The following is a 20,793-nucleotide window of genomic DNA, read 5'->3' on the forward strand; positions in this document are numbered from 1 at the left end:
TTGCGCTGTTTCAGTCAGTCAGCGTGGCCGTAGCTGTCAGCGGCTGGCTGTAGCCGCCGTAATCGTTGATCGCGGCAAACACCACCTGAAGGCCCGGTACCGCTTTCGTTTCGTTGAGCTTGTAATGGCGAGAGCTGAACGGGCCAAGCATGGCGACTTCACTGACCTTTTCAGTCCTGCCACCGCCGGAGACGTCGAGGCGAATGAACGACACATGAAAGGGGGGCGGATTCATGGCGGTCAGCTCTGCCTTGCCGGCAATCTGCCGGACCGACCATTGCAGGTCCTTGAGGCGGGCAGTGGGGTTGTCAGTCAGCAGAGCCGGGCGATAAAACAGTTTGATACGGGTACGCAGGGCAATATTCAGTACATTGCCTTGCGAAGAGTTGGCCTGAGGTATTTCCTGCACGTTGAAGTAGAACAATGATTCACGATCGGAGGGCAGGTCTTGGGGCAGGCCATTGATCTGTACGTGTTGTTCCTTGCCCGGATTAAGGCGAAAAAGTGGCGGCGAAGGTGCGAATGGAACGACGGTGACAGTGTCGTCTGCCTCCGTATTTACCCAGGTCTGTACCGCGAACGGCCGATCACTTGGATTGGATATGACCACCGACGTACTGCGCTTGTCGCCATCGAATACTATGCGCGTTGCGTTGACGGTCAGTGCTGCCTGGCTGGCAGGTATATAGGCTGCGCACATGAATAACATCGTGCACCCCGCGAGGGCAGGTCTTTTAAAAGACTGTTGGCACATCATGAAAAGTTACCTTGTACGTTCAGATCCGAAACGGACCTGAACGTATTGAAGATGCTTCACGTGAAAAGACTATTGATCCTTACACAGTGAGCGAGTGGGTCGATGTATCAGTTAATCGCGACAACAAACTGGACATCCGCCGAGGCAGCACCGGCTTCAACGTTAGCTTCTGTCGAACGGTAGTAGGCGTTGAACACCATGTCGGTGACACCACCTTCGACCAGTGTGTAAGGCGCCGACGTGTCGCCTGGTTTGATCGAGACCCCGGTCTGGTCCTTGATGACAATCGCAACGCCCTTTGCCCCGTCGGCAGTAGGGGTGACGCCGAAGTAGTCGCCGCTGGTGTCCGCGTCACCGGTGAAGGTGACTTTGGCCGCATTCGGGTTACCACTCGCCAGGCCGCAGTTGCCGCCGTTGTCGTTGACGCGCAGGGCAAAGCTCTTGCCTGAGAGTTCCTGATCGATGCCGGTGAATCGGCTGGCCTCGATAGAGCCCATGTTAACCAGGTTGCCGGTAGAGCCATCGCCCGGATTGACCACTTCGATAGGGCAGGTGGTGGAGGTTATCTTGCCTTCGAAACGGATGGTGCCGGAGTTGGCGGATGCGACAGTGCCGGTCAGTGTGGTCGCCAGAGCAAGGCCTAGTACGGATAGCATTTTATTCACGATAAAAACCTTATAAGTATTAAAGTCACAAGAGTGGAAATGTAACTATTTATGGTGTCTTGATAGACAGTTTGTGTTGTGCGTCATGACGGGGTGGGAGTTTACAGCAGGTGCGTTAGTTGCGAAGTCTCTGGCGGACTTTGGTTAGTGGCGGGAGGTGTAGGATATTTCCTAAATTAGTGTCATACATTTAAAATCTTGAGTTTTTACGTTGTTCCGGGTTTTTCATGGGTCTGTGCTTGTCTGTCCGGGCAGAGAATCCGAAGGGCAAATGTAACGGGGAGTATCAGTTTTTTTGTGTTCGGGCTGGTTAGGGCCTGCCGTCAGGCAGGCCCTTGTTTTACCAGCTCGGTCTGGTAAATCGGTCTCCGTACAGGATCGCAAATTGATTCATTGCCACTTTCCAGTCGTGTGCCGCATGACCCCAGTTGGCGGTGATGTTGCGCAACCCAAGCCATATCAGTTTCGTCGCAGCCTCATCGGTCGGGAAGTGCCCTCGAGTCTTGATGATCTTGCGTAACTGGGCATTGATGCTCTCGATGGCATTGGTCGTGTAAACCACTTTGCGAATGCCCGCCGGAAAAACAAAAAACGGTATAACCCGATCCCAGGCGCGACGCCATGCAGCAACTACAGTCGGATACTGCTTGCCCCAGGGGCCCGCTTCAAAGGCGTTAAGCTCTTGCTCAGCCACATCGGCATTGATCGCCTGGTAGATCGGCTTGAGTGCTTTGGCCAGTGCCCGACGTTTATCCCAAGCGGCATAGTCCAAGCTGTTGCGGATCAGATGCACGATGCAGGTTTGCAGCGTCGTGGCAGGAAAAACCGCCCCCAACGCCTCCGGTATTCCTTTGAGGCCATCCGTGACGGCGATCAGAACATCTTCAACGCCACGAGTCTTGAGGTCGTTGAACACCTTCATCCAAAACTTGGCACCCTCGGTGCTCTCGATCCATATACCCAGAATGTCGCGCGTGCCATCAGGTAATACCCCCAGCGCCAGATAAATAGCCTTGTTGCACACTAACCCCTCGTCCCGGATTTTGACCCGTAACGCATCGAAGAAGATCACCGGATACATCGGTTCCAAGGGTCGTTGCTGCCAAGCGCCCACCTCTTCCATGACCGCATCGGTGACTGAGCTGATGAAGTCATGGGACACGTCAGTTCCATACTGCTCAGATAGAAAAGCGCGGATCTCACGCACCGTCATGCCCCGGGCGTACATGGCAATTATCTTGTCGTCGAAGCCTGTAAAACGTCGTTCGTGCTTGGGAATCAGGATCGGGGCGAAGCTACCATCGCGGTCTCTGGGGATATCCAGGCGAAGCGGCCCGTCGTCGGTCAGAACCGTCTTGCTGCTTTTGCCATTGCGCTGATTGGTCGACTCCTCAGGGCGCTCCGCGCCCTGAGGATAACCAAGGTGGTGACCCAGCTCGGCGCCTAGCGCACGCTCGATCAGAGCCTTCTTGAACGCCATGGACGCGTCTTGAATGGCTTCGGCGCTCATCGGGCCTTTAACAAACTGCTCGATCAGCTCTTGGGGAATCGAGGGCAACTCCCTCGCTGTTGCATTGGCGGACTTCTTTTTGGTCGGCATACATGCACCTCTAGCTACATGTTATGCCCGAACACAAAATTTCTGACAGTCTCCATCTTGATGTTTTTTATATGTCTGCATCACTCCACCAAAATAACCCCCTGCCTGATCGCCATCACCAGCGCCGCCTTCAATGACGTCACCCCGAACTTGCGGCGGATATTGCTGGTATGAAAGTGCACGGTCGCTTCCGTGCACCCTTGAATACGGGATATCTCCCACGCGGATTTGCCGATCGCCACCCATTCCAGGACTTGTCGTTCCTTGACAGTCAACTGGACAGTGGCGGGTGTGGTGTGGGAGGGCGGCGTGGTGCCGGGTGGTTTTCCGTTGTCGCGAAGCATGGTGAAGTCCTTTTCCTGAAGATCGCCGCACCACGATACCCCCGCAATCCCCAACGCGAACCTGACATAAATGACAGCGCTGGAGGCCCGCGAAGGCCTTGCGCCGTCAAGGCTGTAGCGCTTTTTTACAGCTTCTTTACGCCCCGACCAGCCTGTCGATCTCGCGCCTTTACACCCTGCCTGCGGACAATCTCCCCACGCGGCCTGTGCCGTATCGGTGTTGCCTGATGGGGGAAATTTCAATGAGCGTTATGGATGGTATCTCGCTGCTGATGGGAGTCGGGCTGTTCATCTATCTGCTGGTGGCGCTGTTGCGCGCCGACCAGAGTCAGGAGTGATCATGTACAGTTACGATTATCTGTTGATCCTGGCCTTTCTGGTCCTGCTGCTGGCACCCGCGCCTTGGTTGGGGCGTTTCTACTATCGGATCATGGAAGGCGAGCGCACCTGGCTGAGCCCGGTGCTGGTGCCGGTCGAGCGGGCCTGCTACCGAATTTCCGGCGTCGACCCGAAAACCGAGCAATCCTGGCAGCAATACATGTGGGCCTTGCTGGCGTTCAACCTGGCAGGCTTTGTCGTGCTGTTCGCGATGCTGATGCTGCAAGGCGCGCTGCCGCTCAACCCGCAGCAACTGCCGGGCATGGAATGGTCGCTGGCTTTCAACACGGCGATGAGTTTTGTCACCAACACCAACTGGCAGGCCTACAGCGGCGAAGCGTCGCTCAGCTACCTGAGCCAGATGGTCGGCCTGACCGTGCAGAACTTCGTCAGCGCTGCCACCGGTCTCGCCGTGCTGGTCGCGCTATGTCGCGGTATCAGCCGTCGCTCGTCGCAGAGCCTGGGTAACTTTTGGGCCGACATGACCCGCGCCACGCTCTATGGGCTGTTGCCGATCAGTATCGTGCTGGCCGTGTTTCTGGTCTGGCAGGGCGTGCCGCAGAATTTCGGCCATTACATTGATGCGCTGACTCTGCAAGGCGCGGATCAAAGCCTGCCGATGGGCCCTGCGGCCAGCCAGATATCGATCAAGCAGCTGGGCACCAACGGTGGTGGCTTCTTCGGCGTCAACTCGGCGCACCCGTTCGAGAACCCGACGGCGTGGAGCAACCTGTTCGAACTGGTGTCGATCCTGCTGATCCCGGCAGCGCTGGTGTTCACCTTTGGCCACTACGTCAAGGACATGCGCCAGAGCCGCGCGATTCTTGGCTGCATGCTGGCACTGCTGTTGATCGGCGGCGCGGTGTCGCTGTGGGCCGAGTACCAGCCCAACCCGGCCCTGAACATCGCCGGTGTCGAGCAGACCGCACCGCTGGAAGGCAAGGAAACCCGCTTCGGCACCACCGGCACGGTGCTGTGGTCAGTCGCTACCACTGCGGCCTCCAACGGTTCGGTCAACGGTATGCACGACAGCCTCAACCCTCTGACCGGCATGGTTGCGCTGGTCAACATGATGGTCGGTGAAGTGATTTTCGGCGGCGTGGGTGTGGGCCTCAACGGCATGCTGCTGAACGTACTGATTGCGGTATTTCTCTCCGGCCTGATGATTGGCCGCACGCCGGAATACCTCGGCAAGAAGCTGCAAGCGCAGGAAGTCCGGCTGCTGGTCGCCACCCTGCTGGTGATGCCGGTCGGCGTGCTGGTGCTGGGCGCGATTGCTGCCAGCCTGCCTGGCCCGGCCGGTGCGGTCAGCAACCCCGGCGCGCACGGTTTCAGCCAGTTGCTGTACTCCTACACCTCGGCCACGGCCAACAACGGCTCGGCGTTCGGCGGTTTCAGTGCCAACACCGTGTTCCACAACCTGATGCTCAGCCTGGCGATCTTCATTGGCCGCTTTGGTTACATCCTGCCGGTGCTGGCACTGGCTGGCAGCCTGGCCATGAAGAAAACCGCACCACAGGGTCAGAACAGCTTCCCGACCCACGGCCTGCTGTTTGTCACTCTGCTGACCGTCACCATTTTGCTGGTGGGTGGTTTGACCTTCCTGCCGGCCCTGGCACTGGGACCGATTGCCGAACACCTGAGCCTGGGTTTCTGAGGAACCGATCATGAGCACTACTGATTTTTCAAGACGTGATGCTGTAAAAACTGCCGAGCCTCAGGCCGCCAGCGAGTCAGCCAAGACCGGCATCGCTGCCCTGTGGCGTCCGGCGCTGGTGCAGGCGTTCGTCAAGCTCGACCCGCGCCAGCTCAAGCGTTCGCCAGTGATGCTGGTGGTGGAACTGACTGCCATTCTGACCACCGTGCTGTGCGTCATCCCCAACCCGCAGGTGCCAACTTCGGTCTGCGTGCAGATCGCCCTGTGGTTGTGGTTCACCGTGCTGTTCGCCAACTTCGCCGAAGCGCTGGCCGAAGGTCGTGGCAAGGCCCGCGCCGACAGCCTCAAGGCCGGCAGCGAAGGGCTCAAGGCGCGCATTCGTGATGAGAACGGCAGCCTGCGCACCATCAACGCCAGCGAGTTGCGCAAGGGCGATGTGGTGCGTGTCGACGCCGGGGAAATGATCCCTGGCGACGGCGAAGTCATCGAAGGCATCGCGGCGGTCAACGAGGCGGCGATTACCGGCGAGTCAGCCCCGGTTATTCGTGAATCCGGCGGCGACCGCTCGGCCGTCACCGGCAACACCCGGCTGGTGTCCGACTGGCTGCTGATACGCATCAGCACCAACCCCGGCGAATCGACGCTGGACCGTATGATTGCGCTGGTGGAAGGTGCCAAGCGGCAGAAGACCCCTAACGAAGTCGCGCTGGATATTCTGCTGATCGGCCTGACCCTGATCTTTCTGCTGGTGGTCATCACCTTGCAGCCGTTCGCCCACTTTGCCGGGGGCAGCCTGCCGCTGGTGTTTCTGGTAGCACTCCTGGTCACCCTGATCCCGACCACCATTGGCGGCCTGCTGTCGGCCATCGGCATTGCCGGCATGGACCGGCTGGTGCGCCTCAACGTGATCGCCAAGTCCGGTCGCGCCGTGGAAGCTGCGGGCGATGTGCATGTGCTGTTGCTGGAAAAGACCGGCACCATCACCTTCGGCAATCGCCGCTGCGCTGCCGTTTACGCAGCACCCGGCGTGACCCCGAAGGAACTGGGCGAGGGTGCTTTGCTGGCGTCGCTGGCCGACGATACGGCGGAAGGCAAATCCATCGTCGAGTTCCTGCGCAACCTGCACCCGATGAACGAGCCCACCCTGAGTTCGGTAACCGCCGTACCGTTTAGCGCCGATACACGTCTGTCCGGTGTGGATTATCAGGGCCATGTGTACCGCAAGGGCGCGGTGGATTCGCTGCTGGCCTTCATCAACATGCAGCGTAGCGACCTGCCGCCTGTCCTGGCGCGGGAAGTCGACAAGATTGCCAAGACCGGCGGCACGCCGCTGCTGGTCTGCGCCAACGGTCGTTTGCTGGGTGCGATTCATCTCAAGGACGTGGTCAAGCCGGGTATTCGCGAGCGCTTCGAGGAGCTGCGCAAGCTGGGGATTCGCACGGTGATGGTGACTGGCGACAACCCATTGACTGCCGCAGCCATCGCCGCTGAAGCGGGTGTCGATGATGTGCTGGCCGAAGCCACACCAGAGAAAAAGCTGGAGCGGATTCGTCAGGAGCAGGGCTAAGGCCGACTGGTGGCGATGTGCGGCGACGGTGCCAACGATGCGCCCGCACTGGCGCAGGCGGACGTCGGTATGGCGATGAACGATGGCACCCAGGCCGCACGTGAAGCGGCCAAAATGGTTGACCTCGACAGCGACCCTACCAAGCTGCTGGACGTGGTGCAGATCGGCAAGGAATTGCTGGTCACACGCGGTGCGCTGACGACGTTTTCGATTGCCAATGACGTGGCCAAGTACTTCGCCGTGCTGCCTGCGCTGTTTGCCTCGATTTATCCGCAACTGGGCGTGCTCAACGTCATGCAACTGGCCAGCCCGCAAAGTGCGATTGTCTCGGCCATCGTCTTCAACGCGCTGATCATCGTTGTGCTCATCCCGCTGGCCCTGCGTGGCGTGCGGGTTCAGGCCGCCAGCGCGGCGCATCTGTTGTGTCGCAACCTGCTGATCTATGGCCTGGGCGGCATCGTTGTGCCGTTTCTCGGCATCAAGTTGATCGACATGCTGCTGGTCGCACTCGGCCTTGTTTGAAGCCTGTGCTGCACGCCGGTCGGCGTGCAGCCTCACCTGATTGAGGATGTGCAGATGTCCAATGTATTGCGTCCGGCCTTGAGCCTGATCGTGTTGATGAGCCTGATCACCGGCGTGGCCTATCCACTGGTAGTCACCGGGGTTGCGCAAGTGGCGTTTCCGGCGCAGGCCAATGGCAGCCTGGTGTACGACGCGGCGGGCAAAGTGCGCGGCTCGGCACTCATCGCCCAGTCGTTTACCGGTGATGAGTGGTTTCAGTCGCGTCCTTCGGCAGGCGCGTTTGCGACGGTAGCCAGTGGCGCGAGCAACTTCGCGCCGAGCAACCCGGCACTGGTGACACGCGTGAAAGAGGACGTTGCGAAACTGGCCAATGCCTCGCAGGAACCGGTGCCACTGGCCTTGCTGACCACGTCCGGCAGCGGTCTGGACCCGCATCTCTCGCCTGAAGCCATTGCCTGGCAGGCCGGTCGCGTTGCCGCGGCGCGCCAGTTGCCGCTGGAGAAAGTACAGGCGCTGATCGACGCCAATACGCAACGTCCGCTGATAGGCCCGCCCGTGGTCAACGTATTGGCCTTGAATATGAGCCTGAATCAGTTACCGTCTGCACCGCGCAACGCGCAGTTGTAACAAAGTGCGCCGTGTTCGCAGCAGATTCACTAAGCTGTAGATGATTAGAGAGGGTTGGTAACCAAGGTGAGTGATTCCGGTCGAGCTGATGCACTGCTGGCCCAGCTGCCCCGCGAAGGGCGCGGGCGGCTGAAGGTTTTTCTCGGTGCCGCGCCGGGCGTGGGCAAAACCTACGCCATGCTTCAGGCGGCCCATGCGCAGTTGCGTCAGGGCGTCAGGGTCGTGGCGGGCGTGGTGGAAACCCACGGCCGTGCGGAAACCGAAGCGCTGCTCAATGGCGTGCCGCAACAGCCCTTGCTGCGCACCGAATACCGCGGCATGACCCTCGAAGAAATGGACCTTGATGCCTTGCTCAAGGCGGCACCGGCATTGGTGCTGGTCGACGAACTGGCGCACACCAATGCGCCCGGCAGTCGGCATACCAAGCGTTGGCAGGACATTCAGGAACTGCTCGCTGCCGGCATCGACGTCTACACCACGGTCAACGTCCAGCACCTGGAAAGCCTTAATGATCAGGTGCGCGGTATCACCGGGGTGCAGGTGCGCGAAACGCTGCCGGACTGGGTGTTGCAGGAAGCTTTCGACCTGGTGCTGATCGACCTGCCGCCGCGCGAACTGCTGGAGCGCCTGCGCGACGGCAAGGTTTACGTGCCTGAGCAGGCGCGCGCGGCCATCGACGCTTTCTTCACGCAAACCAATCTCACTGCGCTGCGCGAAATGGCCATGCAGACCGCTGCGGCGCAGGTCGATAACGATCTGGCGCAGGGCTACCGGCAATTGGGCCAGTCGGCTCCGGCAGTCCGTGGGCGGATGCTGGTGGGCATCGACGGTGATACCCATGCCGAGCGCCTGGTGCGTCACGCCAGTCGGGTTGCTCAGCGTCGCCACCTGCCGTGGAGCGCCGTGCATGTGGACGACGGGCAAACCCTCGACGAGCAGTCCCGCGCGCGCCTGCAAAGCGCTCAGCAACTGGCCGAGCGGCTGGGTGGCGAGGCGGTTTCATTACGTGCCGGAGAGGTTGCCAGAACACTGGTGCAGCATGCCATTGAACGGCGTGCCAGCGTGGTGCTGGTCGGTCAGTCGCGTCGGCACTGGCGTCGCCGGGTGTTTGGCGGCGGTGTTGCCTCACGTTTGTTGCGTGAAGGGCACGGGTTGGAAATTTCAGTGCTCGACGACAGTGAAGAGCTACCCGATCAACCGCCGCGCGCACGCCCGGCTCGCGAAGTGGTGTGGTTCGATTACGGCCTGGCCTTTGTCGCCACGCTGTTTGCCAGTCTGGTCGCCTGGGGTGTGTCGGGCGTGCTGGCGCTGCCCAACATTTCCCTGATCTTTCTCGCGGCGGTGTTGCTGGTTGCGGTGGGCAGCAGCATGGGACCGGCGCTGGCGTGTGCCGGGCTATCATTTCTGGCCTATGACTTTCTGTTCATTCCACCGAGTTTTTCCCTGAACATCCAGCGCGAAGAAGACGTGCTGACGCTGCTGTTCTTCCTGCTGATGTCGGCGCTGACCGGCAAGCTTGCGGCGCGCCAGCGCAGGCAGTTGAAGGCGTTGCGTGATACTCAGGAACAGACCAGCGAACTGCTCGACCTGTCGCGCAAGATGACCGCTGCCACGGATCGCAAAGCGGTGCTCAATGCCGCCGAACAGCATTTTTCCGGCTGGAAGGAATTGTATCTGTGCCTGGTTGATCGTGACGGTCAGGGCGGTTTGGTTGTTGAGACTGGTGGGCCGCTGACCTTCTCGGAAGCCGAACGTGCCTCCGCCGACTGGGCCTGGCAGCACGATCAACCGGCTGGCAGCGGCACCGGCACGCTACCGTCCGGGCGCTGGTGGTGGTGGCCGATTACCGCGGAAGAAGGGCCACTGGCCCTGCTGGGTGTCAGTGCGCGTGAAGGCCAGTCGTTCACCGCGCAACACCGGCGTCTGCTGGCGGCGCTGACCCAGCCGCTGGCGCAGGCGCTGGCTCGCGCACAACTGGCGCAAGAGCTTGAAGCCGCGCGTCTGCATGGTGAAACCGAGCAATTGCGCAGCGCCTTGCTGGCCTCTGTGTCCCACGACCTGCGCACGCCACTGACGTCCATGCGCGGCAGCATCGACAGCCTGCTGGCGCTGGGCGAAGCCATCCCGCTGGAGGATCGCCGCGAGCTGCTGGAAGGTACACGCGACGAAGCCGAACGTCTGGATCGCTATATCCAGAACCTGCTGGACATGACGCGCCTGGGGCATGGCGCGCTGAAACTTGCACGAGACTGGGTGTCGCCTGCCGATATCGTCGGCAGTGCGCTCAACCGGCTGCGCGCCGTGCTGGCACCCTTGCAGGTCAGCACCCAGGTGACCGGCGAGCTGCCATTGCTGTACGTGCATGCGGCGCTGATCGAGCAGGCGCTGGTCAATGTGCTGGAAAACGCTGCACGCTTTTCACCTGTCGACGGGCGCTTGCATGTGGCGGCGGGTGTGCTCGACAGCGAGCTGTTCTTCTCGGTCAGTGACGAAGGGCCGGGCATTCCGGAGGATGAACGGGCGAAGATTTTCGACATGTTCTATACCGCGGCACGCGGTGATCGGGGCGGGCAGGGCACGGGCTTGGGGCTGGCGATCTGTCAGGGCATGATTGGCGCGCATGGTGGACGTCTCAGCGTCGAGGAAGGCATTGACGGGCAGGGGACGCGCATCACCTTGTTCCTGCCGTTGCAGGCGCAGCCCGATGTGGAAATGGAGGAGTCAGCTTGAGCCAGGCGGCAACCATTCTGGTCATTGATGACGAGCCGCAGATTCGCAAATTTTTGCGCATCAGTCTGGTGTCTCAGGGCTACAAGGTGCTCGAAGCGGCCACCGGCGGGGATGGCCTGACCCAGGCGGCATTGAACAAGCCGGATTTGCTGGTGCTTGATCTTGGCTTGCCGGACATGGACGGTCAGCAAGTGCTCAGCGAGTTTCGCGAGTGGTCAGCGGTGCCGGTACTGGTGCTTTCGGTACGCGCCAGCGAAGCACAGAAAGTCCAGGCGCTGGACGCAGGGGCCAACGACTACGTGACCAAACCGTTCGGCATTCAGGAGTTTCTGGCCAGAATCAGGGCGCTGCTCAGGCAGGTTTCCGGTAGCGACAAGCCGGAGTCGGCCCTTCAATTCGGTCCGCTGACCGTCGACCTGGCCTATCGCCGGGTGCTGCTCGATGGTCAGGAAGTGGCGCTGACGCGCAAGGAATACGCGGTGCTGGCGCAGTTGGCACGCCACCCTGGGCGGGTCATTACCCAGCAGCAGTTGCTTAAGGATATCTGGGGGCCTACCCACACCGATGACAGCCACTACCTGCGCATTGTGGTCGGGCATTTGCGTCAGAAACTGGCAGACGATCCGACCGCCCCGAGGTTCATCCTCACCGAGCCTGGAATAGGGTATCGTCTGATGGCCGACCACTAGATGAAAAAAGCGACCATCCCCCCGTGGCACGGCACTTTTACTGCATCGAACCGTCAAAGCCGCACACTCCATATTCACTCCTGAGGTAACACCCCCATGAAAGCCTTTATCTGTCTGCCATTGCTTGTCTTGGTTCTTGCAGGTTGCGCTGGCAAGACCGGGTATCGAGACAGCTGCGCCACCCAGATAGACGCTGCCTGGCACGAGCTTGATCTGGCCAAGGCCGAAGGCTTCGCCGGCACCGTCAGTTACTCCAAGGCCCTGTCGCTGCTGACCGGTGCCAAGACCCAGCAACAATTCGAAGCATTTGAAGGCTGCACCGAAAAAGCCGAAAAAGCCCGCTTCTACATCCGCGAGTCCCGCGCTGGCCGTTGATAGCTGAGCCTGCACCGCGTTGTACATGCCATCGTGGACGCAGAGCGTCCAGAACGGCATGCCGACGCGGAGCGTCGCACGATAATCTAAAGCCGCAAACGGCATGCTTACGCGGAGCGTCTTACGGTAGTTCAAGTCGTGGGAGCGGACTTGTCCGCGAAAAGGGCCTTAAATTCGCAGGAGATATATCGCTCTCAACATCGCCTTCGCGGACTAGCGAACCGTCGCCCGTTCCGCACAGTGTTTGTCCAGATACCTCTCGCTCCGTATGCTCGCATCACATCAAATCCCTACCGACTCTAGCGAAACGGCCTACGCTCATCTTAAAGTGTTCGGACACTAGCATCGCTTGCAGTCCCACAGTCATTAAGCAGTTGCCGGAAGGGGCTTTCGATGGGTAGAAAACTCGATGCATGCCTGAGCGCCATCAATGAAGTGGTACTGGGCAAGGAAGTGCAGGTACGGCTGGCGATGACCTGCCTGATCGGCGGCGGGCATTTGCTGATCGAAGACTTGCCGGGGATGGGCAAGACCACGCTCAGCCATGCGCTGGCGAAAATTCTGGGCCTGAGTTATCAGCGCATTCAGTTCACGTCCGACCTGCTACCGGGTGACATCCTGGGGACTTCGGTATTTGATCGGGACAGCGGGCATTTCACCTTTCATCCCGGGCCGATCTTCGCCGAACTGGTGCTGGCCGACGAAATCAACCGCGCCACGCCCAAGAGCCAGAGCGCGTTGCTGGAAGCCATGGAAGAAGGGCAGGTCTCCATTGAGGGCGCGACACGTCTGTTGCCCGATCCATTCTTCGTGATCGCTACGCAGAACCCGTTCAGTTCTGGTGGCACCTTTGCCTTGCCCGAGTCTCAGTTGGACAGGTTCCTGATGCGCATCTCCATGGGCTATCCGGCGAGAGCGGCGGAGAAAGCGCTGCTGCTTGGCGAGTCACGTCGCGAACTTTTACCGCGCCTGCAGCCGATTCTGGACCACGCCATGCTTGGCCAGTTGCAGGCGCATGCACGGCAGTTGCGGGCCAGCGATGCACTGGTCGACTATGTGCTGCGACTGGTTGAGGCAACCCGCAGCCAGCCGCAATTCGCCTATGGACTGTCGCCCAGGGCGAGCCTGGCGATTCTGGCCGCAGCGCGGGCCTGGGCGATGTTGCTGGGGCGTGATTACGTCATTCCCGAGGATGTGCAGGCGGTATTGCCGTCGGTGGTCGGCCATCGGCTGCGCGAGCGCAGCGACCCGACCGGGCATGGCGGCGGGGCGCTGGTGCAGTGGTTATTGCGCGAGGTGCCGGTGCTTTGATCGAGCCGCTCAAACCGTTTTGGCAACGCTGGCTGGCAAGACGAATTCCTCCGGCGTCACGCATCACGCTCGACCATCGGCGCATCTTCATCATGCCGACGCGCACCGGCATGACCTTTGAGGTCGTGATCGTGCTCATGCTGCTGGTGGCGATCAATTATCAGAACAGCCTGGCCTACGGGCTGACCTTTCTGTTGTTGTCGATTGGCGTGCTGGCCATTTTGCACACGTATCGCAACCTCAGCGGCTTGATTCTCAGTGCGGGTGTGGCGCGTTCAGTGTTTGTCGGCGAACCGGTGCAATTGCGCCTGCGCCTGGAAAGTGCCAGCCAGGCCCACCACGCCTTGGGCGTGGGTTGGACTGCGACAGCTCTGCAATCCGGCGATGTACTGCCTCGCGGGCTGACCGATGTGGAACTGACCCTGCCTGCCGAAAAGCGCGGCTGGCTGCATGCGCCAAGGCTGCGGGTCGAGAGTGTGTTTCCGCTGGGCATTTTCCGCGCCTGGAGCTGGCTGGATCTGGAGCAGAGCGCCTTGATCTATCCGCGGCCACTGTCGGGTGCCATGCCGCTGCTAAAAGGCGTGCAGCCCCACGCCGAGGACGACGGTCAGGCCACTCAGGGTGCCGGTGTCGATGATTATCAGGGGCTGCGCAGCTACCAGCCGGGCGATAACCTCAGTCGTCTGCACTGGAAAGCCTATTCCCGAGGTCAGGGGTTGCTGGTCAAGGACTTCACTGATTTGAGCGGCCACGACCTGTGCCTGGACTTCATGGCGCTGGGCGGCGATATCGAGGAGCGTTTGTCGCGCCTGTGTTATTGGGTACTGGAGCTGTCCCAGCGTCGTCAGCCGTTTGCCTTGCGCCTGCCAGGTTTTCTGTCCACGGTCGACAGCGGTGATGCGCACCGTGAAGCCTGCCTGCGTGCGTTGGCGCTTTATGGTCATCGATCATGAGTGACAAGAATAAGGCGCTCGCAGCCGCACCCATTCCGCGTGTCAGCCTTACCTGGCTGCTATTGGCGCAGGCATTGGTCGTGTTGCCGTTCGCGCTGCACGTGCCGGTATCGATCACGCTTCTGTGGCTGGGCTGCACATGCTGGCGGGTTCAGGTGTTCCGGATGCGCGCGCGGCTGCCCGGCACCTGGATCAAGTCAGGGTTGCTGGTGGGCACTGCCGGTGGCGTGTATCTGGCGCGTGGCAGCCTTGTCGGGCTGGATGCCGGTGCGGCTTTACTGGTTGCGGCATTCGTTCTGAAAATGCTGGAAATGAACAACCATCGCGACGCTCGGGTGCTGATCTTCCTCGGTTTCTTTTGCGTGGCGGTCGGCTATCTGTTTGAAGACAACCTGCTGTGGGCGCTTTTCAGCCTGCTGCCGGTCGGCGCGCTGCTGGCCGCGTTGATTGGTCTGCAGCAAGCGGATCTGGCTGGCAGATCAACCGATACGCTCAAGCTGGCGTTCAAGCTGATGGCGCAGGCTGTGCCGTTGATGCTTGTGCTGTTTCTGTTTTTTCCACGTCTGGACCCGCTTTGGTCGTTGCCGCAACCGAGCAACAAGGGCGTCACTGGGCTGTCCGACAACATGGCACCGGGCGACATGGCCGAGCTGAGCAAGTCGCCGGCACTGGTATTTCGGGCCAGTTTTGAAGGGCCGATACCGGCGCGTAATCAGTTGTACTGGCGCGGTCTGACCCTTGAGCAGTTCGATGGGCGGCGCTGGTCACAGTCGGCACGTGCCCAGACCGTGCAGATCCCGCAGTGGGAAAAGCGCGGCGATCCACTGGCTTACAGCATTGTCATGGAAGCCAGCGGTCGGCCCTGGTTGCCGAGCCTCGACGTGGCCGAGACCACGTTGCCGGACGTTCGGCAGATGAGCGACTTCCGCCTGCAACGCCGGCGTCCCGTCGAGCAATCGCTGTTATATGCCGTCAATTCCTGGCCGCTGAGTATTCGCGACCCGCAATCCAGCGAACAGGTCCAGCGCCAAAACCTGCAATTGCCCGCCAAGGGGAATGATCAGGCCCGGCAGTGGGCGGCTGAACTGCGCCGTCGCTACACTACGGCGGATGCGATGGTCGCCGCGATGCTGGGTTATTTCAGCGACCAGCCGTTTCACTACACCCTCAAGCCCGCACCGTTGGGCAATGACAGCATTGATGAGTTTCTGTTTGCGAGTCGTCAGGGTTTTTGCGCCCACTACGCCGGCGCAATGACTTTTGTGCTGCGCGCTGCGGGTATTCCGGCGCGTGTCGTGGCCGGGTATCAAGGCGGCGAACTGAACCCCGACGGGCACTACCTGACCGTGCGCCAGTTCGACGCGCATGCGTGGGTCGAATACTGGCAGCCGGGTATCGGCTGGCGCAGTGTCGACCCCACCGCAGCAGTTGCACCGCAGCGTATCGAACAGGGCTTGGAGCAAGCGCTGGCAGCAGACGAAGCCTTTCTGCAGGAGTCGCCCTATTCAGCGTTACGCTATCGCAATGTGCCTTGGGTCAACGCCATACGCCTGAGCTGGGATAACCTCAACTATGGCTGGCAGCGTTGGGTGCTGGGCTATCAGGGACAACAGCAGTTACAAATTCTCGGCCGTTGGTTTTCTGGCTTCCAAGCGCCGGTTTTCGTCCTGGGAACCCTGTTTTCACTGGGGCTGGTGGCGTTATGGCTGTTCAAACCCTGGCAACGCGAAAGCGACTCGCAGCTGCGCGTGTTCAACGCATTTGAACGCTTGCTCGCCCGTCATGGTCTGCGTCGTATGCCGGGTGAAGGCGCTGACGCATTCTGCCGCAGAGCGGTGCTGTATTTTCCGCAGCATGCCGAGGCCATCGAAGCTTTCATCCGCGAATTTCAGGCGCAGCGCTACGCCGGGCGGCTGGCTTCGGCCAGCCGCTTGAGGCATGCATTAAGCACGTTGCGTCGTCGTCTGCCATGGAGGTTGTCAGCCGTCAGGGACAGGCATTCATGAATGAGTGTGTCGAAGGGGAATTGCATGCCTTCAATGGTGGATCATCTGGTGGCCGAGGTGCTGGCGCTGGATGTCAAATTGCTCGCGTGCCAGGCACGCCTTGCGGTTTCGACGGACAGCGAAGCGCTGCATGATTTGCGTACCACCGTGCGTCGTCTGCGTAGCGTACTGCGGCCCCTGCGGGAAAACCCGGCTGCCGCAGAACTGGAAGAGGCCGCAAAAGCGGTAGGGCAACTGACCACGCCTTTGCGTGACATGCAGGTGCTCGCCGCGTTTCTTGAAGAGCAGGGCCTGAACGAGGCCGCTTTCAAGCGCAACCAGTACTTGGGAAATGCCTGCCCCAGGGTTGCGACGTCGCCTGAACTGAGCCGCCTGCTCAAGCTGATCGACCAATTCCCGGAGCTACTGCGTTTGCAACAGCGTCAGGGAATGTTGCGCGGCCTGCGCAAGACCATCGAAAAGCGCATGGACAAACAATGGAGCAAGCTACGTGTGGCCATCGCCGAGCCTGGGCATGATCGGCATGACCTGCGCCTGTTGATCAAACGCGTGCGTTACGCCGCCGAAGCGTACCCGGAACTCAGCCACCAGCCGAAAAACATGCAGGCCCGGCTCAAGGCCGCACAAGGCGAGCTGGGCGACTGGCATGATCATTTGCAATGGCTGGCGCAGGCTGCCGAGCAGCCGGATCTGGCGCCGTGCATTGCGGGTTGGCAGATCGGCATCGTGCGTGCCGAGCGCAAGGCCGAGGCGTCGCTCAAGCGGCTGGCCAAAGCCTGTTTCTAAGGCAGTGGCTTTTTTATGAAATAGGTCATTCAGGCCGCAATAATGGCCAATATGCGGCATGTCGTTGACTAAGAGGATGGTTATCATCCATCCACTTGTATGTCGACTTGCTGGAGTAAGCATGACCTTTTCCGAATTGATCGAGGCGGTGCGTCGCGACCCGCGTGCTGTCACGATCCCTGCCGAATGGTCCCAGGGGCGCGCCTGCTTCGGCGGGTTGATGGCGGCGCTGACCTATGAAGCGATGCGTGCCGAGGTGCCGGAAGGGCGCCCGGTTCGCTCGCTGGCGATTACCTTTGTCGGGCCGGCCGAGCCGGGCGTGTCGATTGCTTTTGACGTTGAAATTCTGCGTCACGGCAAGGCTGTCAGTCAGGTATCGGGGAGCGCCATGCAGAACGGTCAGGTGATGACCTTGATACAAGGCAGCTTCGGCGCGCCTCGTGAGTCGATGATTGCGGTTGCAGCAGAGGCCGCGCCAGTGCTCAAGCCGGTAGAACAATGCCCGGAGCTGCCTTTTGCCAGGGGCGTGATGCCCGACTACTTGCGTTTCATGGACATTCGTTGGGCGCTGGGCGGCATGCCATTCAGCAATACCCCGTCACCGGCAATTGGTGGTCATGTTCGTTTTCGTGATGAGGCGCATGCCAGCCCCATGAGCGAGGCCCATATTCTGGCGCTGGTCGACACCTGGCCGCCTGCGGTATTGCCGCACCTCAACAAGCCCGCACCGGGCAGTTCGCTGACCTGGACCATCGAATTCGTCCAGCCACAGCCATTGCTCGATACGCTGCAATGGTGCAGTTATCGCGCAGTCATCGAACACGCCCGGGATGGCTATGGTCACACCGCAGCAGCGTTGTGGAGCCCCGACGGCGAACTGATCGCAATCAGCCGCCAGACGGTGACGGTGTTTGGCTGACTGACAAGGCAGGTCAATATTTGCGGGCGGAGCGGGCGGCGTCCTTGCGCTGAAAACCCAGCGCAGCCAGCAGGCCGATAATGCCGATGGCAATCGATGGCAGGCTCTCGGAGAACAGGCCGTTGAGTATCAGCAGGGCCGCCAGAATGAACAATGGTACGGCAATCAGGTACATGGCCAGGCTGGCCGAGTGCTCCTGATTGTCGTTGTTGTCACGCCATTGATTGAGCTGCAGATCGGAAAGTGGCTTGTTCATGCTGCGGTCCTCTTAAAGATAGCGCTTGTTCAGGACGGTGCGTAAAGCGCCGTTCAATGCCTGAAGCATAGGCCCGCTTGCTGATCGCTGACGACTCAAGCCTGTCTATCGCCGCGATAGCCTGTTACAACTTGAGCTGGCCGATTGCAGCATTCAACTCGCCCGCCAGCGTGGCGAGTTCGTCACTGGTGCTGGCCGAGTCCACGGTCTGCACCACCGTGCGTTCGGTGACATCGCGGATACTCACCACCGCACGGTTCATTTCCTCGGCCACCTGACTTTGCTGCTGCGCGGCGACGGCAATCTGCGTATTGCTTTCGCGCATCTGTGCCACGGCACCGGCAATGGCCGCCAGCGCTTCGCCCGCTTCCTTGGCCTGCTGCACGCATTCATCGGCCTTGAATGAGCTCTCCTGCATGAAATCCACCGCATCGCGGGTGCCGCTTTGCAGGGTCGAAACCATTGTGGTGATTTCATCGGTCGAGGTCTGCACCCGTTTGGCCAGATTGCGCACTTCGTCGGCTACCACGGCAAAGCCGCGACCCATTTCCCCGGCGCGTGCGGCTTCGATGGCGGCATTCAGGGCCAGCAGGTTGGTCTGTTCTGCAATGCTGTGGATCACGTTGACCACGCCGTTGATCTTCTGGCTGTCCTGGGCCATGCGCTGGATCATTTCGGCGGTCTGTTGCACGCCGCTGGAGAGCCCGGCGATGGATACCTGCACGCGGTCGACCACTTCCTTGCCACTGCCCGCCAACGCGTCGGCGGTCTGCGACTGGTCGCGTGTGGCCGTGGCGTGCTGGGCAATGTGATGGACCGTGGCGGTCATCTCGTTGATTGCCGTGGCTACCTGATCGGTTTCGCTTTGCTGACCGAGCATGCCCTGGCGCACATCCTTCATGCCCGCAGCCAGATGCGCGGCACCCTGATCGAGTCGGCCTGCGGTTTGCGAAACTGTATTGACCACCCGCTGATACCCGGCCTGCATGGCATTGAACGCCTTGGCCATCTGCCCGACCTCATCGTCACTGCGGTTAGGCACGCGGGCCGCCAGATCGCCGCTTTTTTCGACGTGCAGCATCACATCCTTGAGCGCGTTGAGCTGGCTGAGCAGAAAACGGATCAGCAGTTGCGAGGCGCAGAGCATCAACAGCATCAGCACGAAAACCGCGGCTGCGTAATGGCTGAAGCGATCTTGAAATACCTGCAGGAAGGTCGGAGCAAAAGCCAGCACCGCGACCTGCTGGCCGGTGCTATGGGTGAAGATCTGCGCGCCGCCCAGTAGTCTGTCGTTGGCTGGTTTATTCAGCGCAACCCAGTCGCGGGCGTCAGCCAGTTCCGGCAGCGCGAGGGTATTGAAGGTCGGTGTCTGACCTTTGTTGTAAGTCAGCAACGTATCACTGGCGGGCAGCACTGCGTCGGCAGGCCACGCGGCCAGCAAGCGGGCCTGAGCTTGCGCTGCCTGACGTGACGTATCTACTCGTGCCTGCTGTTCTGCTTGCATGGCGTAAAGCACCAGCAACAGGGTTGTGACGAAGGCGACCGCATTCACGGCCCAGAATTTATATTTCAGTGACAGGTTGCCAAGCCATGAGCCCATGAGCGGTCTTCTTTGATGGTCGTGTGAGGTAGCAGCAAGATGCCATCACGATGCCTCAGCCAACAAAGAGACCCTTGATGCGGGTCAAGGAAGCTGCAGATTTTCGCCGGTTATCTGTTCCAGGGTGGGTAAATCGAAAAACTCCCGCGCGCAGGCCGTGCTGTGACGGGCGAGATCTTCCTGGCTTTCGCCCCGGTGCAAAGCCACTTCGCGCAAGACTTCCGGCAGGTAAGCGGGTTCGTTGCGGCCATTTTTCGGCTTCGGGCGCAGGCTGCGTGGCAGAAGATAAGGCGCATCGCTTTCCAGCATCAGCCGGCCGCGAGGAGTATTGCCCACCAGCGGGTGCAGATGCGTGCCGCGTCGCTCATCGCAGATCCAGCCGGTGATACCGATGTGCAGGTCGAGGTCCAGATAACTGAACAGCGCGGCGCGTTCGCCAGTAAAGCAGTGCACCACCGCAGCCGGCAGACGGTCGCGGTAGTCACGCAGAATCTCCAGTAGGCGCTGGTTGGCGTCACGTTCATGCAGAAACACCGGCAATTGCAGTTCCACCGCCATGGCCAGGTGCGCTTCAAGAACCTTTTCCTGCTGCGGACGAGGCGAGAAGTCGCGATTGAAATCCAGGCCGCATTCACCCACGGCGCGAACGCGATTTTCCTTGAGCAGGGCATGCAACTGTTTCTCGGTGTCACCGGTCCAATCGCTCGCCGAGTGCGGGTGGATGCCTGCCGTGCAGAACAGGCGTTGCGCGCTTTCATCCAGCTCGTGACACAGCTGCAAGGCGTGTTCGCTGCCCTCGACGCTGGTGCCGGTCACCACCAGTTGCTCGACGCCTGCGGCATAGGCGCGATCGAGTACCGCCTGTCGTTGCGAGGCGAAGCTTGCGTTGGTCAGATTGACGCCGATGTCGATGAGTTGCATGGTGCTACCTCCAGCTGAAGGCTGTCGAGCATACCAGAGCTCCGGCCACAATAAGAAAACGCTGGGTATTCAAGCGATTGAGCCGGATGGTTCAACGATTTCCTTCGCTGTTCGATGCTGCTGCGTGACC

Annotated in this window: 18 protein-coding genes and 1 pseudogene; 12 read left to right on the plus strand and 7 right to left on the minus strand. The window is 60.5% G+C overall.

Annotated elements, in window-relative coordinates:
- Positions 1 to 10: 10 nt before the first annotated feature.
- From FFH21_RS10665 to FFH21_RS10685, 4 genes are all read right to left on the minus strand, one after another.
- A complete protein-coding gene (locus tag FFH21_RS10665) occupies positions 11 to 757 on the minus strand; it encodes a molecular chaperone (RefSeq protein WP_041924507.1) in 747 nt (248 codons plus the stop codon).
- A gap of 107 nt (positions 758 to 864) precedes the next feature.
- Entirely contained in the window at positions 865 to 1,422 is a 558-nt protein-coding gene (locus tag FFH21_RS10670; protein ID WP_011168333.1) for a fimbrial protein, read from the minus strand.
- A gap of 340 nt (positions 1,423 to 1,762) precedes the next feature.
- On the minus strand, positions 1,763 to 3,022 hold the full coding sequence (locus tag FFH21_RS10680; protein WP_004666928.1) for an IS256-like element ISPsy17 family transposase: 1,260 nt from the start codon (positions 3,020 to 3,022) through the stop codon (positions 1,763 to 1,765).
- An 80-nt stretch (positions 3,023 to 3,102) separates the two neighbouring features.
- Complete coding sequence (locus tag FFH21_RS10685; protein WP_004659166.1) at positions 3,103 to 3,366, minus strand: helix-turn-helix domain-containing protein; 264 nt, start codon at positions 3,364 to 3,366, stop codon at positions 3,103 to 3,105.
- A 242-nt stretch (positions 3,367 to 3,608) separates the two neighbouring features.
- Here FFH21_RS10685 and kdpF point away from each other — a divergent pair, with 242 nt between their 5' ends.
- From kdpF to FFH21_RS10745, 12 genes and pseudogenes are all read left to right on the plus strand, one after another.
- On the plus strand, positions 3,609 to 3,704 hold the full coding sequence (gene kdpF / locus FFH21_RS10690; RefSeq protein ID WP_003406089.1) for a K(+)-transporting ATPase subunit F: 96 nt from the start codon (positions 3,609 to 3,611) through the stop codon (positions 3,702 to 3,704).
- A gap of 2 nt (positions 3,705 to 3,706) precedes the next feature.
- The gene (gene kdpA / locus FFH21_RS10695; RefSeq protein ID WP_011168334.1) at positions 3,707 to 5,401 is read left to right on the plus strand and encodes a potassium-transporting ATPase subunit KdpA; all 1,695 of its coding nucleotides are present in this window, start codon (positions 3,707 to 3,709) and stop codon (positions 5,399 to 5,401) included.
- Between the two features lie 10 nt (positions 5,402 to 5,411).
- A pseudogene (gene kdpB / locus FFH21_RS10700) lies at positions 5,412 to 7,490 on the plus strand (potassium-transporting ATPase subunit KdpB).
- Positions 7,491 to 7,544: 54 nt separating this feature from the next.
- Positions 7,545 to 8,117: a potassium-transporting ATPase subunit KdpC gene (gene kdpC, locus FFH21_RS10705; protein WP_004664723.1), complete on the plus strand. Its 573-nt coding sequence runs from the start codon at positions 7,545 to 7,547 to the stop codon at positions 8,115 to 8,117.
- Between the two features lie 66 nt (positions 8,118 to 8,183).
- Positions 8,184 to 10,847, plus strand: a complete 2,664-nt coding sequence (locus tag FFH21_RS10710) for a sensor histidine kinase KdpD (protein ID WP_011168337.1) — start codon at positions 8,184 to 8,186, stop codon at positions 10,845 to 10,847.
- Positions 10,844 to 11,536, plus strand: coding sequence for a response regulator (locus tag FFH21_RS10715; RefSeq protein WP_011168338.1), 693 nt, complete (start codon positions 10,844 to 10,846; stop codon positions 11,534 to 11,536). The genes FFH21_RS10710 and FFH21_RS10715 overlap by 4 nt, the downstream gene beginning before the upstream one ends.
- A 96-nt stretch (positions 11,537 to 11,632) precedes the next feature.
- Entirely contained in the window at positions 11,633 to 11,911 is a 279-nt protein-coding gene (locus FFH21_RS10720) for a hypothetical protein (RefSeq protein WP_002552999.1), read from the plus strand.
- 393 nt (positions 11,912 to 12,304) lie between these two features.
- Positions 12,305 to 13,222, plus strand: coding sequence for a MoxR family ATPase (locus FFH21_RS10725; RefSeq protein ID WP_004664728.1), 918 nt, complete (start codon positions 12,305 to 12,307; stop codon positions 13,220 to 13,222).
- On the plus strand, positions 13,192 to 14,175 hold the full coding sequence (locus tag FFH21_RS10730; RefSeq protein ID WP_038819861.1) for a DUF58 domain-containing protein: 984 nt from the start codon (positions 13,192 to 13,194) through the stop codon (positions 14,173 to 14,175). Before FFH21_RS10725 ends, FFH21_RS10730 begins: the two co-directional genes overlap by 31 nt.
- Complete coding sequence (locus FFH21_RS10735; RefSeq protein ID WP_004664734.1) at positions 14,172 to 16,181, plus strand: DUF3488 and transglutaminase-like domain-containing protein; 2,010 nt, start codon at positions 14,172 to 14,174, stop codon at positions 16,179 to 16,181. The genes FFH21_RS10730 and FFH21_RS10735 overlap by 4 nt, the downstream gene beginning before the upstream one ends.
- A 24-nt stretch (positions 16,182 to 16,205) precedes the next feature.
- On the plus strand, positions 16,206 to 16,967 hold the full coding sequence (locus FFH21_RS10740; RefSeq protein ID WP_011168341.1) for a CHAD domain-containing protein: 762 nt from the start codon (positions 16,206 to 16,208) through the stop codon (positions 16,965 to 16,967).
- Positions 16,968 to 17,088: 121 nt separating this feature from the next.
- Positions 17,089 to 17,886: an acyl-CoA thioesterase II gene (locus FFH21_RS10745; protein ID WP_041924508.1), complete on the plus strand. Its 798-nt coding sequence runs from the start codon at positions 17,089 to 17,091 to the stop codon at positions 17,884 to 17,886.
- A 13-nt stretch (positions 17,887 to 17,899) separates the two neighbouring features.
- Here FFH21_RS10745 and FFH21_RS10750 read toward each other — a convergent pair whose 3' ends face one another.
- The 3 genes from FFH21_RS10750 to FFH21_RS10760 form a co-directional block, all read right to left on the minus strand.
- On the minus strand, positions 17,900 to 18,142 hold the full coding sequence (locus tag FFH21_RS10750) for a hypothetical protein (protein WP_004659188.1): 243 nt from the start codon (positions 18,140 to 18,142) through the stop codon (positions 17,900 to 17,902).
- Positions 18,143 to 18,266: 124 nt separating this feature from the next.
- Complete coding sequence (locus tag FFH21_RS10755; RefSeq protein ID WP_004664740.1) at positions 18,267 to 19,742, minus strand: methyl-accepting chemotaxis protein; 1,476 nt, start codon at positions 19,740 to 19,742, stop codon at positions 18,267 to 18,269.
- A gap of 84 nt (positions 19,743 to 19,826) precedes the next feature.
- The gene (locus FFH21_RS10760; protein WP_011168343.1) at positions 19,827 to 20,663 is read right to left on the minus strand and encodes a TatD family hydrolase; all 837 of its coding nucleotides are present in this window, start codon (positions 20,661 to 20,663) and stop codon (positions 19,827 to 19,829) included.
- Positions 20,664 to 20,793: the final 130 nt, after the last annotated feature.

The sequence above is a fragment of the Pseudomonas sp. KBS0707 genome, assembly GCF_005937945.2.
Taxonomy (GTDB): Bacteria; Pseudomonadota; Gammaproteobacteria; order Pseudomonadales; family Pseudomonadaceae; genus Aquipseudomonas; species Aquipseudomonas amygdali.

Coding starts and splice junctions, on each gene's coding strand:
- FFH21_RS10665 (WP_041924507.1), bottom strand. CDS start 757: ATGATGTGCCAACAGTCTTTTAAAAGACCTGCCCTCGCGGGGTGCACG.
- FFH21_RS10680 (WP_004666928.1), bottom strand. CDS start 3,022: ATGCCGACCAAAAAGAAGTCCGCCAATGCAACAGCGAGGGAGTTGCCC.
- FFH21_RS10685 (WP_004659166.1), bottom strand. CDS start 3,366: ATGCTTCGCGACAACGGAAAACCACCCGGCACCACGCCGCCCTCCCAC.
- kdpF (WP_003406089.1), top strand. CDS start 3,609: ATGAGCGTTATGGATGGTATCTCGCTGCTGATGGGAGTCGGGCTGTTC.
- kdpA (WP_011168334.1), top strand. CDS start 3,707: ATGTACAGTTACGATTATCTGTTGATCCTGGCCTTTCTGGTCCTGCTG.
- kdpC (WP_004664723.1), top strand. CDS start 7,545: ATGTCCAATGTATTGCGTCCGGCCTTGAGCCTGATCGTGTTGATGAGC.
- FFH21_RS10720 (WP_002552999.1), top strand. CDS start 11,633: ATGAAAGCCTTTATCTGTCTGCCATTGCTTGTCTTGGTTCTTGCAGGT.
- FFH21_RS10725 (WP_004664728.1), top strand. CDS start 12,305: ATGGGTAGAAAACTCGATGCATGCCTGAGCGCCATCAATGAAGTGGTA.
- FFH21_RS10735 (WP_004664734.1), top strand. CDS start 14,172: ATGAGTGACAAGAATAAGGCGCTCGCAGCCGCACCCATTCCGCGTGTC.
- FFH21_RS10740 (WP_011168341.1), top strand. CDS start 16,206: ATGCCTTCAATGGTGGATCATCTGGTGGCCGAGGTGCTGGCGCTGGAT.
- FFH21_RS10745 (WP_041924508.1), top strand. CDS start 17,089: ATGACCTTTTCCGAATTGATCGAGGCGGTGCGTCGCGACCCGCGTGCT.
- FFH21_RS10750 (WP_004659188.1), bottom strand. CDS start 18,142: ATGAACAAGCCACTTTCCGATCTGCAGCTCAATCAATGGCGTGACAAC.
- FFH21_RS10755 (WP_004664740.1), bottom strand. CDS start 19,742: ATGGGCTCATGGCTTGGCAACCTGTCACTGAAATATAAATTCTGGGCC.
- FFH21_RS10760 (WP_011168343.1), bottom strand. CDS start 20,663: ATGCAACTCATCGACATCGGCGTCAATCTGACCAACGCAAGCTTCGCC.